Raw genomic sequence first — 13263 nt, 5'->3', positions numbered from 1 at the left:
AAGAAAGGGGAAAAGGCGCCGCTGTTCGTTAATCCCAGCACCTAATAAGTAAAAAGGAGGATATGTATAAAAGAATCCCTCGTGACGATCGAAAGCTTGAGGAATGGAGTACGGAGAAGAAACGTGATTATTCGGAATATACCCGGGTATGTACGGAAAACGAAAAGCGGGTTGGAAGAGTGGATAAGCGGCTTGCACCTAAAGGTCGTATGGCTCCTTATGCACCGGAATGGATTACGGTCGTTCCTTCTCAAAAACGAAAGGAAGCAAACGAAACAATAAGCTAACCGGATTGTCCGGGAAATTCAAGTCTCCATTCGTTAGACTTCATCCAGGAACCTTTGGGGAACTCCACTTCCGTTTCTCCGGCGAGAGAGAATCCGAGCTTCCTGCAAATGGCGTTCGAGGGGGAGTTGGACACGCCGGGAAACGCATAAACGATCGCGCCGGGCACATCGTCTCGTAGCATGTTCAGCATAGCCGAAGTTGCGGTCATGGCAATACCGTGCCCCTGAAATTCCGGCAGTACGCCCCAACCCACTTCAAAAACGTCCTGATCTCTCCAGTGCTGCGCCCAGTAGCCTACGTTGCCCACAGCTTCGTCTCCGAAAAGAATCGTAAACATGCGAACCTGGCCCGGTACGGCTTTCATGTATCTCTGATGCCTGGAAGCTAAAGATTCTTCCGATTCGGGGCCTCCAAGATGGGCCCACATTTCTGCCGTATTCATCCGTTGGAGCAGAGAAAGGTCATTTTCGGACCAGGGACGGACAGAAATTTCAAAGCTCTCCGGTTTGCCGGAATGGGGTTTGTTCATCGTTAGCGTTCCTTCCGTTATTTACTGATATTTCTATTTTAGAACAAATGTTCTTGTTTTTCAAGCGTTATTTATTTTCAATCCGTATAAGTAACCCTTGCCATATAGGGCAGCCGAGGGTTTATCCGCTCGCATCGAATTCATAGGTGAACGGCAAAAAAAGCCCGAGCTTTTAAGAGCTCCGGCTTTTTTGTCGTCCGCTGCCTTGTACGTCGGCATTGCGGGGACGGGCCGCTTTGTACCACTGCTGGCAAAATAACGTGATGAGCACAATATCTACCGCATCGCCACCGTAATACATGATTAGGGATCCGATTTCCGCTTGCTCCGCTATAACACCTTCCGGCGGGTGAGCGTACAAATATTTCGCCAAAATTCCATGTGCGGCCAAAGCAAGGATAAGCACGGCGGCCCGGTAAACAAAACTTTTGCGGTGCGGCGCCGGATCGATGGAAATCATGGAAGCCGTAAACAGACAGCCCGCCAAGAAAACATGAGCGTGAATCACCAGATGTAAAATGAAACTGTGATGCATCAGAGAATATACATTCGTCAAGTACAGGACATACAGTCCTCCGATGTTAAGCAACGAGGCCGTGAGGGGGTCGCTCAGCAGCCCGAATGCCCGGTGCCTGAGCACCCCCGCAACGAACCGTGCCGCCCGCACGGGCAACGCTCTCAAAAGCAGCGTCACGGGTGCCGCGAGAGTCCATAAGAGCGGCGCTAGCATGCCGAGCAGAAGATGCCCGGTCATATGCGCGGCAAAATCCGTGCGTGCCCGTTCGGCCAGCGGTCCGGCAACAGCGGCGGCGGCACTCGCGGCGCCCATAAACGCATACAAATACCTGGGAAGCGGCCATGGTTTGTAGCTCCGCCCGCTTTTAAACGCGGTATAAACATATAGCAGGAGCGCCAGCAGGAAAGGCAAGAGAGAGAGCCAGCCCGGCCACGCTCCGCTGCCGTGATGAACATGACCGCTCATTGTGCGCCGCTTCCTTCTGCCGTTTCCACTTCCTTGCGGGCACGGGCTGCAAGCAGGCTTCCCGCGACGATCATGACAACAGCCAGCGAGTTCCAAATGATATCGTACACCGCCACATCATCCACGTAGCGGATCTGGTGGAGACGCATAAGTTTGTGCTGGATCGTCCCGTCATAGAGTTGAAAAATACCGCTGCCGAGGAGCGAGCCGCCCAGCCAACGTTTTTTAACCCAAACATTCCGCCTGCGGAGGTCGGCGAACATGAACAGAGCGCCGATTGTCGCAAACCAGCTGAACGCATGAAACAGACCGTCGGAAATCAGCCCGATATCCGAAGTGGATTTGTCATAGAAATGATGCCAATGAAGCAGCTGGTGAAAAACCGTCTCATCTATGAAGGCGACCATTCCGACTCCGAAAAGAAATCCGGATCCTAAATTGCGGCCAAGATAGGCAATGCGCCGTTCCCGGTTATTACCGGATTCGTGCCGTGCAGCCATGAGAAGTACCTCCCGAACGAAATAGACGCTGACCTTTCCCTCCATTTTTACCCTGTTAACAGTGTTTTAATCAGAAGAGCTGTCTTCCCCGCCCGGACTTCATCCCAAAGACTTTCTGCCATATGCAGGTAAAATAAAAACGCCGCTCTCCGTAACCGGAGGCGGCGCCTGTGTGTCAGTTCGCTTGGATTTCCACTTTATATTTGCTCGAAAGATAGGTTTCCGTTTTCGATGTCCATAAGACTTGAGGATACATTTTACCCGGTTCCGGAGAAGTCAGCTTGTAGTGGATTTTCGCCTGCCCGCTGTCGTTCATCTCGATTTTCGTAATCGAAATTCCGTATCCGGGACTGGGCTGCTCTCTTCGGGTGAGTACGATTTTGTTGATATCCTCGTTTATCTTTTCGATCGTATAGCTTACTTCCTGATCTTCTCGATTGTCCGTCTGTTCCTTGTGGCGGTCGGTAAATTCAATCGCTTTGGCGATCATGCCCGCCGCTTCGATCCGGGTAATGCGGTCCTGCGGATGGAACAAGCTTTTATCGTCGAGCGCGGCGACCTTCATAAGCAGCAGGTTCTGAATGCTGCCTTGATACGACGGGGTCATCTGATCTTCGTCCGCGACCTGAATATACATTTTGATCAGCGGATAATCCCCGGTCGCCTGGATTCCCTTATACAGAAGTTGTGCGAACTGTTCCCGGGTCAGCTCGGCTGACGGGTCTGCCGCGAGTCCGACGGGAAGACCGTTTTTTGCGGCGATTTCAAGCGATTCGGCATACCAGGGTGCGTTCGGGTTAGGCAAAGCTCCGTCCGCTGCCTTTAACTGGAGTGCCTTGACGATCAAATGTACGCCCTGCACGGACGTCAGTTTGCCTTGAGGCGCAAATTCGTCCTCCGACACGCCCTGAATCACTCCTTTGCTCTGCAAGGACGCGATAACGGCGGCATCCGCTCCCTGAACGTCGGAAAACGCAGAAGCGGAAGAAGCAGCCAGCAGGGAACATCCTAGAGTCAGCGCTGCAATCATGTTCTTTTTATTTTTCATCGTTTAGTTCACCTCAACCTTACTGACGGAAAAAATTTCTAGAAGGTTGCTTGTTTCAAACCGTCGATACGAATCGTATATCGGTTAAACGTCTCCAGCGTTCATATACCGGATATCTTCAATCCGCACACTGCATTCGCCGGACGGTGTCTGGATCGTAAACGTCTGTTCCCGCGTCCCCAGCAGGAGATGGCTTCCGATAGGGGATAAGAAAGAAATCCGGTTGCTGGAAGGGTCCGTTTTGGAAGGGAAAACGATCGAATACGTATCCGACTGGTTATCATCCAGGTAGCGAATCTGTACCTTGCTGCCGATAAGCACCTTGGAATGCAGAAGTTCCTCGCTGAATTCGCTGATCAGATCGGTGAGAGCTTCGGAATACTCCTGAAGACGCTCTTCGGTATAGGTTCGCGATTTCGTCGGGGAGGGGAAATAGAGCTCCAGGAACTGATGCAGTTCCTCGTCGAAATAGACGAGCTGGTTGATGAGCTGATGCCGGGAACCCGTCAGACTATGGTTCATAGTAGATTCCTCCTTCCATCCCCAAATACGCGCCGGCAATGCCGGTCAGCCTTTCTTTCCAGTTTGTCGTCATAGGGGTGTTCCTCCTTATGTAAAAATAAGACTCCCGGTAGGAGCCCTTCCTTCTATACTATCAGAATTTTCCGTAAAAGCTATCCGTGATCGGATTTCCTTGGAGCAATATGGTAGGATAAACATAACTGCTTCCATAAAGGTGATCGTATGCTTTATTATTTTCTGGCTCTCTCGCTGGCCTCGCTAATTGTTCTGATTCCGCACCTTCATAAAGAGACGAACCGGTGGGCGGCGTTTTTTCTTTTCAGCGCTTCCATAGGCGGCTTGAACGGCTTGCTCAGGCAGCAAGGCTTTACGGAACTCGCTCACGCAGCGGAATTTATCAATCATACCCTGACGCCTTACGGGGTACTTGTCTTTAGTCTCGTGTACTCGGGCGTGCTGGAAAACAGGCCCCGGGCCCGGCGGGCGGCCAAAGGACTGCTGCTTCTGCCCGTTCCGGCCATGCTGATTTATACGGTCTCGCGGGATGCGTTTGCCATCCATTACGGTCCGCTGCTTTTGTGGACGGCTCCTTATTATCTGGGCGCCTGTTCGCTGCTCGTCCTATCTCTCCGTAGAGAAGGGAATCCCGTCCGCAAAAGAAACCGGCTCATCACGACGCTGATTATCGTGCCCACACTGCTTGGCGTACTGCTGTTTATTAACGTGGCGCGGGTGTTCTCGCCGGAATTCGATTTTTTCAGCTATGTTTCCGTCTTTATGATGTATTCGTTCGCGGTGGCGCTGCTCTGCGTTTTTGTATACGGCGTATTGGGCATCCGGCTCCGTTTTGAAAGGGATCCGCTCGACACGACCATGCAGGCGGTGACATCCGGTACGACGCTGCTCAACCATTCGATCAAAAACGAGCTGGGCAAAATAGCGCTCAGCACGGTGAATTTGCAGGAAAGCCCGGACGAGAAGAGCGAGGAAGCGAAGGAACATCTGCGGATTATCGCAGCCGCCTCCGATCACATGCTCGATATGGTAGGGCGCATTCATAACCGGACGAAGGAGATTGCGCTCAAGGAACGGCCGGTCCCTTTCGACGAGCTGGCCATGGAAGTTGTCCGCCGGCACGGACAGTTATTTGCACGGCAGGGGATTACGGTCAAAACCGTCTTCGACTGGCGTCCGGTTGTCCGGTTCGATCCCGTGCATCTGACAGAGGTCATCGGCAATTTGCTCGGCAATGCGGCCGAAGCGATGCCGGACGGCGGGACGCTTACCGTGACGCTGGCATCGGCCCGGCATGGCGCGGTGCTGAGCTTCGCCGATACGGGCGGCGGTATTCCTTCCGACCGGCTGTCGCGCGTATTTGAGCCGTTTTATACGACTAAGACAAAAGCGGCCAATTACGGGCTCGGTTTGTCGTACGTGTATAACGTGATGCAGAAATCCGGAGGCTCGGTGGAGATTTCCAGCAAACCGGGAGCCGGAACGTGCGTGCGTCTTTATTTTCCTCGCAACAAAATTGTTCAACTAAACGGAGAGAAGCCCGATGGAACTCATTAAAGTCTTGCTGGTGGAGGATGATCCGGATTGGATCAAAGCGATGACTTCCTATTTAAATAAGGAAGACGATCTTCTCGTCGTCGGCGCGGCCGTTCATCCCAACGAGGCGGTCAGTATGGCGGCGACACTTGATTTCGACGTAGTTCTGATGGACATTCAGCTGACGGACCGCGGACTTGACGGCATCTATACGGCCGTGGAAATACTGGAACTTTGCCCGGTCAAAATCATTATGCTGACTTCCATGTCGGACGAACGTGTGATGACGGAAGCTTTTACCGCGGGGGCCGTCAATTATATTGAAAAAACGAGGTTCCGTGAAGTGCCGCACGCCATACGCAGCGCCTATCGCCATCCCGCCGCCATGGACGCTCTGCTGAGGGAATTTTCCCGGTTGAAAAGGGAGGAACAGTTAAAGAAACTGACGGCCGCAGAACGGGAAGTATACGACTTGATCGAAGAAGGCTACACGCAGTCCCAGATCGAGAAAAAGCTCGTGAAGGCGGAAAGCACGCTGAAAAACCAGGTGAACAAAATGCTTAAAAAGTTGGGAGTCAAAAGCAGCAAGGAAGCCGTGGAAAAAGTGCGGCGACGAGGGATTTCGCGGGATAAACAGTCGGACTGAGCTCATTAACCGACGGAACGGCAGGTAAGAGGTTCTATGATTTGTAGAACCTCTTTTTGCCGCGTTCTAAATAAGTTAGAACTGAGCAAAAGCGCCATTCTGCCCTATACTGGCGTTAAGACAGCGAAGACAGAAAACAGCTGCCGGGGAGCGGGATTATGGGGAGACGAAAAAAGACCTGCCGGAAGGACTCCGTCATCCTCTTGATCGACGGATCCTGCATCTTGTGTCACGGGATCACCCGGTTCGTAATCCGCAGGGACCCTTCGCTGCGTTTTCGGTTCGCCGCCTTCCAGTCGTCGGCAGGCAGACATCTCTTGATGACGCAGGGGCTGGCGGCCGGCGACCCGGATACGTTCGTGCTGATCCAGGGAGGCCGGGCATATACGAAGTCCGCGGCGGCTCTGCGCGTCTTTCGCTGCATGCCGGGGTTCTGGCCGGTTCTGAGCCTGGCCGCAATCGTGCCTGTTTCGGTAAGGGACCGGGTTTACGATTGGATTGCGCGGGGCCGTCACCGGTGGTTCGGACGGAGGGAGAACTGCCTTCTCCCCGATTTGGACATCCGGAAGAGATTTATTGACGAAGGGCGGGAAACGGACGGGACTGAAATCTGAAGAGCGTCCCGACGCGGAGGAGGAGAAAACAATGGCGGCAAAACCGATCTATGTGGAACTCGACATTCAAACGGACATGGAAACGCTGTGGAAAGCGACTCAGGCTCCGGAACTGCATCAGCAGTGGGATCTGCGTTTTACGGAGATCGCATACCTGCCCCGAAGCGTGGATAGAGAGCCGCAGCGGTTTCATTACCGGACAAGAATCGGCTTTGGGATGAATATCGCGGGAACGGGCGAAACGAAAGCCAAAATGAATTTGCTGACCGGGGAACGCATGTCGGGCTTGAAGTTCGGCTCTCCCCAGCGGATCTCGCTGATCCGCAGCGGGAGCGGATACTGGAAGTATTCGCCTAAAGGCGGCGGTGTGACGTTTGCGACGCGCTATACGTACGATACACGCTTCGGAGCGGCGGGGCGCTGGTTCGACCGGTTGTTGTTCCGCCCGCTTTTCGGCTTTGCGACCGCTTGGAGCTTTGACATGCTCCGCATCTGGCTGGAAACAGGCATTCCGCCTTCGGTCAGCATCCAGCGCGCCCTGATGCACTATGTCAGTGCGGGACTACTCGCACTGTTGTGGGTGTACCAGGGGCTGGTGCCGAAGCTGCTCTTCCCCGAGTCAGGCGAGCTGGCCATCCTGCAGGCGGCCGGGTGGTTCCCCGGAGGCGAAAAGCCTGTACTCGCCCTGCTGGGGGCGGGCGAGATCGGCATCGGCCTGCTTGCGGCGGCGGCACACAGACAGGCGGGCGCGTACATCGTGCAGGCGGCGGCGCTGCTGCTGCTGCCCGCAATCGCTCTCGCCCGGAGTCCCCAGCTGCTGCAGGCGCCCTTTAATCCGCTGACCCTCAGCGGAGCGATGGCCGGCTTGTGCCTGCTGGGGTTCTGGTCGAGGCGGGAATTGCCGCAAGCCGGAAGATGTTTGCGTAAGCCGCGCGGCAATCACAAGGGAGGGAATTAAAATGGCATCTATATACGAGCGGGCTCTAGGCGAGGAATTCGGCAGGCTGCATCCCCGCATCCGGGAGCGGTTCGGTTTCAGCAGCGGGGACGGCGTTGCTTCCGTTGGCGAAGGCGTGATGCACCGCATCTGGGCCAGCAAGTGGACGGCCCTCCCGCTGCTGATCGGCGCCTCACGGCACATCATGTTCCCGGAGAGCGGCACCGAAATTCCTTTCACTATCGAAAATTTCGCCTACCGGGACGGCTACGGCCGGGAGACGGTAACCTGGAACCGGCACTTCACGTTCAGGTCCAGAGTCCGGCATTTCGACGCCACGATGATCTACAGCAGCCGGCGCCGGCAAATAGTCGATTACTTGGGGAACAAGCAGCATCTCGCTGTAGATCTTGAACTTGCGGCGGCTCCCAACGGCGGTATCCGCATCCGTTCGGGAGACCAGCGGTTTTATGAAGGCTGGCTCCAGTTTCCTTTTCCCGCTGGCTTGACGGGGACGGCCGAAGTATGCGAGTGGTTCGATGACGCCGAAGACGCTTATAAAATTTCCGTAAATGTGAGCAATCCCGTCTTCGGTCCGGTCTTCGGCTATCGAGGAACGTTCCGGGCACAGCTTGTGCCATGCAGAGTGACCGATATTCCCGATCATGTAAAACCTTTGCGGGAAGAGCTTCGGGAGTGAGGGCACTTACATTAAATTTAACCCCGGCTAATACGGGGGCTTTTTTATTTCAGCCTGAATTGGCGGGATTTGTGCTTCACATTCCATGTAAGAGTCAAAATAGTCCATTACTTAATGGCAAAAAATAAATTGATAGCGTTTTAAAAATCAAGTACAATTAAGGCATCTTTTACCATTACATGGAAAGGAGGGTATCTATATCCAGTCTTGATTTATCGGAAGGAGATTTCCGCCAAAACACAGCTCTGACATGTTCATGCAGAGCCATACCAAAAGGAGATGATCGTTTTGATGAATTGGTTAAGAACAAATGTTTACGCTTCGGGTTTGCTGTTGTTGCTTCGTCTGTACGTCGGGTGGAAGTGGGCAAGTGCGGGATGGGGCAAGCTTACGGGAGGTTTCGATGCAAGCGGTTTTATGAAGGGCGCCATCGCGAAGCCGGTGATGGATAAGGCGACTAATGAGCTTGTGTATCCGACCTACCAGGCTTTTCTGGAAAATGTGGCGCTGCCGGGCGTTAAAGGGTTTAACATCCTGGTACCCTGGGGCGAATTACTGGTCGGTCTCGGGCTGATACTCGGCGGTCTGACGGCCGTAGCGGCCACATTCGGATTGCTGATGAACTTTATGTATATGTTTGCGGGAACGGTGAGCTCGAATCCGTGGATGATCCTGCTCGGGTTTTTCGTGGCTGCCGCGGGGGCAAACGCTGGAAGATTCGGTCTTGATTATTATCTGCTTCCGTATTTAGCTTCTAAGGCGGGCCGGAAGAGAAAAGCGGTTGTTTTCGACAAGGATAACAAGCCGGCTTTCGAACACGGTTGAATCTCTACGCTTTAAGCAAGTTTACAAACGGGTCTATTAGCCTTGCCTTAGCGGCAGGGCTTTTTTTCTGTCCGGGATCGGGTTGGCCCACCTTAGAATGTACGTCCTGAATCAAGAATAGGACTTATTTAATACTTATTCCTATATTGTATCATATATTCTCACAATTACCAGTTGCATCCAATTTAATCGCTGCCTAGCTAGATGTTTTCTTTTATTGAGAGAGATTTGGCGGTTTTTGTCGGATGTATGGAGACTTTGTGGATGCTTGCGAATCAATTGACAGGCTGTAAACGTGTGGGGTACAATTTCTAAACAATAAAAGGCAGTCATAACCATTAATGGAAGGATAGGTATGCAGATTATACAAAAAGAAAGGCGGCTGTCCCGGTTATGAGTTTGGAAAAGGAGCGGGAGCAAATGGAGAAAGGCGAGACAAGCCATACGGAATCGAAAGAAAAGCCTGTTCACGTTAGAAGCACCGGCATCCATCTGTCGGACAATCCTCCTACCCCGTTTGGTCAAACGGAAGCGGAGACAGTCGGCGAGGCGGAAGATTTTATCAAAGTCACGCCTGTCCGTCATACGATAGCCATGCGCACGCTGCAAAGCGTCCGGGAAATTCCCCACGCCTTGACGTCGATTGAGACGGATGTAACGGATCTGGTAAAGCTCCGGACGAAGCTTAAAGATGACTTTATGCGCCGGGAAGGCGTTAATTTAACTTATCTGGCTTTTTTTATTCAAGCGGTCGTATCGGCCATCAAGGATTATCCGGCGATGAACTCCGTGTGGGCCGTCGATAAAATCATCATGAAGCGGAATGTCCACATTTCCCTGCTTATCGGGACGGAAGATTCCGTCCTTGCCCCCGTTATCAAATTCGCGGACCAGAAAAGCGTCTCGGGGATCGCTCTGGAAATCGCAAGCCTTACGCAGAAAGCACGGACGGGCCGCCTCGCTCTGGCCGATATGCAGGACGGAACGTTCACGATCAACAACACCGGCGCATTCGGTTCCATTCTTTCCTCTCCGACTATCAATTACCCCCAGGCAGCTATTCTGACGATCGAATCGATTGTAAAAAGGCCCCGGGTCGTCGACGAGATGATTGCCGTCCGATCCATGGCAAATCTCTGCCTCTCCAGCGATAACCGGATCCTCGAAGGCCGTGTGACCGGCCAATTCCTGCAGAGAGTCAAGGAAAATCTGGAGGCTTTCCACCCGGAGAACCAAATTTATTGAGGCTCCGGCTTCCTATCCGTATGCTCACTACTCTCCCGGGCCAACCCGTTCACGATACTCCATAAGACAAGGAGTTGATCCGCTATGTCCTAAGACGGATGCAGAACAAGAGGATGGACGGTTTAAAAATAAGAATCAAAAACGGAGAATGTGCGATGAGAGAGAAATACAAGCCAATTCATGTCTTCATTGTGGATAACAGTTCCGGGAAAAATCCCGCGATTGCGGACTATCTCAGCCAGTCCGATCAGTTTCAGATTGCCGGAATCGACACGGGAATGAAATCGGCGTCTTTTACTCACTTGAGCGTGCTGCCCGAACCGTTCGTTGTCGTTATGCTTATGAGCGATTCCCCGCATTGTGATATTTTATGGATCAAGAAAATGAAAAAAACTTACGCGGATCTGCGGATCATCGTCCTGTCCGAATACAATTACGTCCTGTTTTTCCATACGCTTATGGAAGCGGGAGTCAACAATATCTTGAATATGGATACAAAACCGGAACAGGTGGCTCAAGTGATCGAGTGCACGCTGGACGGGCATTTCTTCCTGCCGTATTCTTTCTACCATTTGTTAAATCATATCTCGTCGGTATTCACGGAAGTGGAAATCCAGACGCTGGAGCTGATTGCCCTCGACTATACCAACGCTCAGATGGCCAAGGAACTGAACGTGACTATACGGACAGTAGAGAGCCGGCTGACCAAAATCTACGACAAGCTGGAAGTGTCTTCGCGAAGAGGCGCCGTAAAGAAAATTATGCAAATGAAGTGAGCAAAAAAGGTTCCCCGCCGGGCTTAATCCGGTGACGGGAGCTTTTTTTGATGGGAACAAAACCACATTTTTTATGTGGGTGACCACATTTTAATTTCGGTAGGGGTAGTGATAATTTAAGGACAGCAATCCCTCTGAATACCCCGACTAAATGCGCAAAGGATGTGACGGGACAACGGCAAAAAGCCATGCGAGAACTCATCGCTTCGTTCAGCTGATGAATAGGCACACGAACTTGACGCTAAGTGGAGGTCTGTATGTATCGCTCTGACGAACCTAAATTTCTGCATGATTATTTCTTGAAATTTGCCGAGAAAACCCCGGAATCCTTAGCTATTGTGCACCATTCCGAGAAGTGGACGTACGCCCGTCTGGCCGATAAATCCCGTGATTATGCGGAACGGCTGAAAACTGCCGGTCTGCGTACCGGAGACCGGGTCGTGCTCGAACTCGACCCGTCTGCGGAAGCGATTGCCGTTATGATTGCGTGCTCGATCCGGGGATTCGTGTTCATTCCTTTGAATCCGGACACTCCCCAGGAGCGGCTCGAATCCATCCTCACGCGCACGGGAGCCAGACTGCATATTCAAAAAGGCCGCTCCCGGAAGCTTTCGCCGCAAGCGGAAGCAGGGCAGGCCTACCTCGATGAAGGTCATTTGCTTGTGCCGGAAGCAAGCCAAGCCGCGGACGTTCTGTCCACCGATTCCAAACTACTGGATACAAATCTCGTTTATCTCATTTTTACCTCGGGCACGACGGGTCAGCCCAAAGGCATCATGATGACGCACCGGGCGGTGGTGTCTTATTTCGACGGGATGAACGCCCAGTGCGCTCTGCCGCAGAACACGCGGTTCGGTTCGGTATCGTCCCTGCAGTTCGATTTCAGCCTGGTGGATATGGGGCTGGCATTCGGCACCGGAGGAACCCTCGTCATCGTGCCCCGTTCGCTCATTTTCCAGCCCAGACGGTTTCTGGAGCACCTGCATCAGCAGCGGGTGGACTTGATGAGCGGCGTTCCTTCCATCTGGAAAAATGTCCTCGTTCATGAGCGTCAGCCTGTAGAAGACATTCATCTCCATACGATCCTCTACGGGGGCGAGTACTGCTCGGCGCGTGATCTTCGCAAACTCCAGTCTCTGCTCGGCTTGAAGCGGATCATTAACTGTTTCGGGCAATCGGAATCCATTGCGTGTTCGTTTAAGGATTTACCCCTTCCGCTCCCTGACACGGAAGCGATCTCCGTCGGTTCGGGAATGCACAACACCGAAATGCTGCTCGTCGATGAAGCGGGCAATATCATTCGCGAGCCGGGAATCACCGGTGAAATTTACCTGCGCGGTGCTTGTCTGTTCTCAGGCTACTGGCTGGAGGAAGAATTGACGGGCAGCCGGCTGGTCCCTCATCCGGAAACGCCCTGCACGGGAGAGAAAGTGTTCAAAACCGGCGACCTGGCGTACATGGACGAGAACGGCGAATTTTATTATGTCAGCCGGACCGATAACCAGGTCAAAATCATGGGTTACCGGGTCGAATTGGAGGAGGTGGAAAGAAGACTTCTTTCACATCCGAAGGTCGACGGCGTATGCCTGATTGTACACGAGGGGAACAAAACGGAGCTTCACGCTTTTATGGTCCTGACAGATCAGGAAAACACCCAAACCGTACAGCAGCAATTGCGGGCTTATTGCGCGGAAATGCTGCCGTCTTACATGATTCCTTCGCGTTTCAGCTTCCTCAAAGAATTCCCTCTCAACACAAACGGCAAAGTCGACCGGAAGGCGCTTAAAGGCATGCAGATTCCAACCCTAACCCGTTAAGGAGATGATGGATTGTGACTAAAGAAGACGTGTATGCGAAATTTGTGGAGCACATTCAAAAAACGAATCAGGCGGAAGACCTGCAGATCGACGAGAACGACAATCTGCTGGAGCACGGTTATATCGACTCCTTGTCGATGGTGGATATGATTGTGTTTCTGGAAGAACAGGTCGGACGCGAAATCGTGATCGAAGATTATGATATCCGTAAGTTTTATACGTTGAAATCGATTTACGAAACTTTCTTCCAAGATCATCTGGTTTCCTCCAATTGAGGATGGTG

General features: G+C 52.6%; 16 protein-coding genes. 11 read left to right on the top strand and 5 right to left on the bottom strand.

Annotated elements, in window-relative coordinates:
* Positions 1-62 precede the first annotated feature (62 nt).
* Complete coding sequence (locus tag ACI48J_RS14015; protein WP_405078770.1) at positions 63-287, top strand: hypothetical protein; 225 nt, start codon at positions 63-65, stop codon at positions 285-287.
* On the opposite strand, the gene ACI48J_RS14010 is transcribed toward ACI48J_RS14015, so the two are convergent.
* The 5 genes from ACI48J_RS14010 to ACI48J_RS13990 form a co-directional block, all read right to left on the bottom strand.
* Positions 284-817, bottom strand: a complete 534-nt coding sequence (locus ACI48J_RS14010) for a GNAT family N-acetyltransferase (RefSeq protein WP_405078768.1) — start codon at positions 815-817, stop codon at positions 284-286. The genes ACI48J_RS14015 and ACI48J_RS14010 overlap by 4 nt on opposite strands.
* A 172-nt stretch (positions 818-989) precedes the next feature.
* Positions 990-1799 carry a cytochrome c oxidase assembly protein gene (locus ACI48J_RS14005; RefSeq protein WP_405078766.1) on the bottom strand — a complete coding sequence of 270 codons (810 nt, stop codon included), beginning with the start codon at positions 1797-1799 and terminating at the stop codon, positions 990-992.
* Positions 1796-2299 carry a DUF2243 domain-containing protein gene (locus ACI48J_RS14000; protein ID WP_405078765.1) on the bottom strand — a complete coding sequence of 168 codons (504 nt, stop codon included), beginning with the start codon at positions 2297-2299 and terminating at the stop codon, positions 1796-1798. Before ACI48J_RS14000 ends, ACI48J_RS14005 begins: the two co-directional genes overlap by 4 nt.
* A 175-nt stretch (positions 2300-2474) precedes the next feature.
* Positions 2475-3347: an S-layer homology domain-containing protein gene (locus ACI48J_RS13995; RefSeq protein ID WP_405078764.1), complete on the bottom strand. Its 873-nt coding sequence runs from the start codon at positions 3345-3347 to the stop codon at positions 2475-2477.
* A gap of 84 nt (positions 3348-3431) precedes the next feature.
* Complete coding sequence (locus ACI48J_RS13990) at positions 3432-3869, bottom strand: GreA/GreB family elongation factor (protein ID WP_326051726.1); 438 nt, start codon at positions 3867-3869, stop codon at positions 3432-3434.
* A 222-nt stretch (positions 3870-4091) separates the two neighbouring features.
* On the opposite strand from ACI48J_RS13990, the gene ACI48J_RS13985 reads away from it, so the two are divergent.
* The 10 genes from ACI48J_RS13985 (at position 4092) to ACI48J_RS13940 (ending at position 13255) form a co-directional block, all read left to right on the top strand.
* Entirely contained in the window at positions 4092-5441 is a 1350-nt protein-coding gene (locus ACI48J_RS13985; protein WP_405078763.1) for an ATP-binding protein, read from the top strand.
* On the top strand, positions 5428-6066 hold the full coding sequence (locus ACI48J_RS13980; RefSeq protein ID WP_405078762.1) for a response regulator: 639 nt from the start codon (positions 5428-5430) through the stop codon (positions 6064-6066). The genes ACI48J_RS13985 and ACI48J_RS13980 overlap by 14 nt, the downstream gene beginning before the upstream one ends.
* A gap of 158 nt (positions 6067-6224) precedes the next feature.
* Positions 6225-6680: a thiol-disulfide oxidoreductase DCC family protein gene (locus ACI48J_RS13975; RefSeq protein ID WP_405078760.1), complete on the top strand. Its 456-nt coding sequence runs from the start codon at positions 6225-6227 to the stop codon at positions 6678-6680.
* A gap of 31 nt (positions 6681-6711) precedes the next feature.
* Positions 6712-7638, top strand: a complete 927-nt coding sequence (locus tag ACI48J_RS13970) for a DoxX-like family protein (protein WP_405078759.1) — start codon at positions 6712-6714, stop codon at positions 7636-7638.
* A 1-nt stretch (position 7639) separates the two neighbouring features.
* Complete coding sequence (locus tag ACI48J_RS13965) at positions 7640-8317, top strand: DUF4166 domain-containing protein (protein ID WP_405078758.1); 678 nt, start codon at positions 7640-7642, stop codon at positions 8315-8317.
* Between the two features lie 291 nt (positions 8318-8608).
* Positions 8609-9142, top strand: a complete 534-nt coding sequence (locus ACI48J_RS13960; RefSeq protein WP_405078757.1) for a DoxX family membrane protein — start codon at positions 8609-8611, stop codon at positions 9140-9142.
* Positions 9143-9535: 393 nt separating this feature from the next.
* Complete coding sequence (locus ACI48J_RS13955) at positions 9536-10387, top strand: 2-oxo acid dehydrogenase subunit E2 (protein WP_326051719.1); 852 nt, start codon at positions 9536-9538, stop codon at positions 10385-10387.
* 155 nt (positions 10388-10542) lie between these two features.
* Entirely contained in the window at positions 10543-11163 is a 621-nt protein-coding gene (locus ACI48J_RS13950; protein ID WP_405078755.1) for a helix-turn-helix transcriptional regulator, read from the top strand.
* A 257-nt stretch (positions 11164-11420) separates the two neighbouring features.
* On the top strand, positions 11421-12980 hold the full coding sequence (locus tag ACI48J_RS13945; RefSeq protein WP_405078754.1) for an amino acid adenylation domain-containing protein: 1560 nt from the start codon (positions 11421-11423) through the stop codon (positions 12978-12980).
* Positions 12981-12994: 14 nt separating this feature from the next.
* Positions 12995-13255, top strand: coding sequence for an acyl carrier protein (locus ACI48J_RS13940; protein ID WP_217557035.1), 261 nt, complete (start codon positions 12995-12997; stop codon positions 13253-13255).
* The last annotated feature ends 8 nt before the right edge of the window (positions 13256-13263 follow it).

This window comes from Paenibacillus chitinolyticus, assembly GCF_045038035.1.
Lineage (GTDB): Bacteria > Bacillota > Bacilli > Paenibacillales > NBRC-103111 > Paenibacillus_F > Paenibacillus_F chitinolyticus_A.
The sequence above is the reverse complement of the archived record's forward strand: the minus strand, read 5'-3'. Positions and strand labels throughout refer to the sequence as shown.

Excerpts from the sequence above, each read along its gene's own strand:
- ACI48J_RS14015 (WP_405078770.1), top strand. The coding sequence starts at position 63 with ATGTATAAAAGAATCCCTCGTGACGATCGAAAGCTTGAGGAATGGAGT.
- ACI48J_RS14010 (WP_405078768.1), bottom strand. The coding sequence starts at position 817 with ATGAACAAACCCCATTCCGGCAAACCGGAGAGCTTTGAAATTTCTGTC.
- ACI48J_RS14005 (WP_405078766.1), bottom strand. The coding sequence starts at position 1,799 with ATGAGCGGTCATGTTCATCACGGCAGCGGAGCGTGGCCGGGCTGGCTC.
- ACI48J_RS14000 (WP_405078765.1), bottom strand. The coding sequence starts at position 2,299 with ATGGCTGCACGGCACGAATCCGGTAATAACCGGGAACGGCGCATTGCC.
- ACI48J_RS13995 (WP_405078764.1), bottom strand. The coding sequence starts at position 3,347 with ATGAAAAATAAAAAGAACATGATTGCAGCGCTGACTCTAGGATGTTCC.
- ACI48J_RS13990 (WP_326051726.1), bottom strand. The coding sequence starts at position 3,869 with ATGAACCATAGTCTGACGGGTTCCCGGCATCAGCTCATCAACCAGCTC.
- ACI48J_RS13985 (WP_405078763.1), top strand. The coding sequence starts at position 4,092 with ATGCTTTATTATTTTCTGGCTCTCTCGCTGGCCTCGCTAATTGTTCTG.
- ACI48J_RS13980 (WP_405078762.1), top strand. The coding sequence starts at position 5,428 with ATGGAACTCATTAAAGTCTTGCTGGTGGAGGATGATCCGGATTGGATC.
- ACI48J_RS13975 (WP_405078760.1), top strand. The coding sequence starts at position 6,225 with ATGGGGAGACGAAAAAAGACCTGCCGGAAGGACTCCGTCATCCTCTTG.
- ACI48J_RS13970 (WP_405078759.1), top strand. The coding sequence starts at position 6,712 with ATGGCGGCAAAACCGATCTATGTGGAACTCGACATTCAAACGGACATG.
- ACI48J_RS13965 (WP_405078758.1), top strand. The coding sequence starts at position 7,640 with ATGGCATCTATATACGAGCGGGCTCTAGGCGAGGAATTCGGCAGGCTG.
- ACI48J_RS13960 (WP_405078757.1), top strand. The coding sequence starts at position 8,609 with ATGAATTGGTTAAGAACAAATGTTTACGCTTCGGGTTTGCTGTTGTTG.
- ACI48J_RS13955 (WP_326051719.1), top strand. The coding sequence starts at position 9,536 with ATGAGTTTGGAAAAGGAGCGGGAGCAAATGGAGAAAGGCGAGACAAGC.
- ACI48J_RS13950 (WP_405078755.1), top strand. The coding sequence starts at position 10,543 with ATGAGAGAGAAATACAAGCCAATTCATGTCTTCATTGTGGATAACAGT.
- ACI48J_RS13945 (WP_405078754.1), top strand. The coding sequence starts at position 11,421 with ATGTATCGCTCTGACGAACCTAAATTTCTGCATGATTATTTCTTGAAA.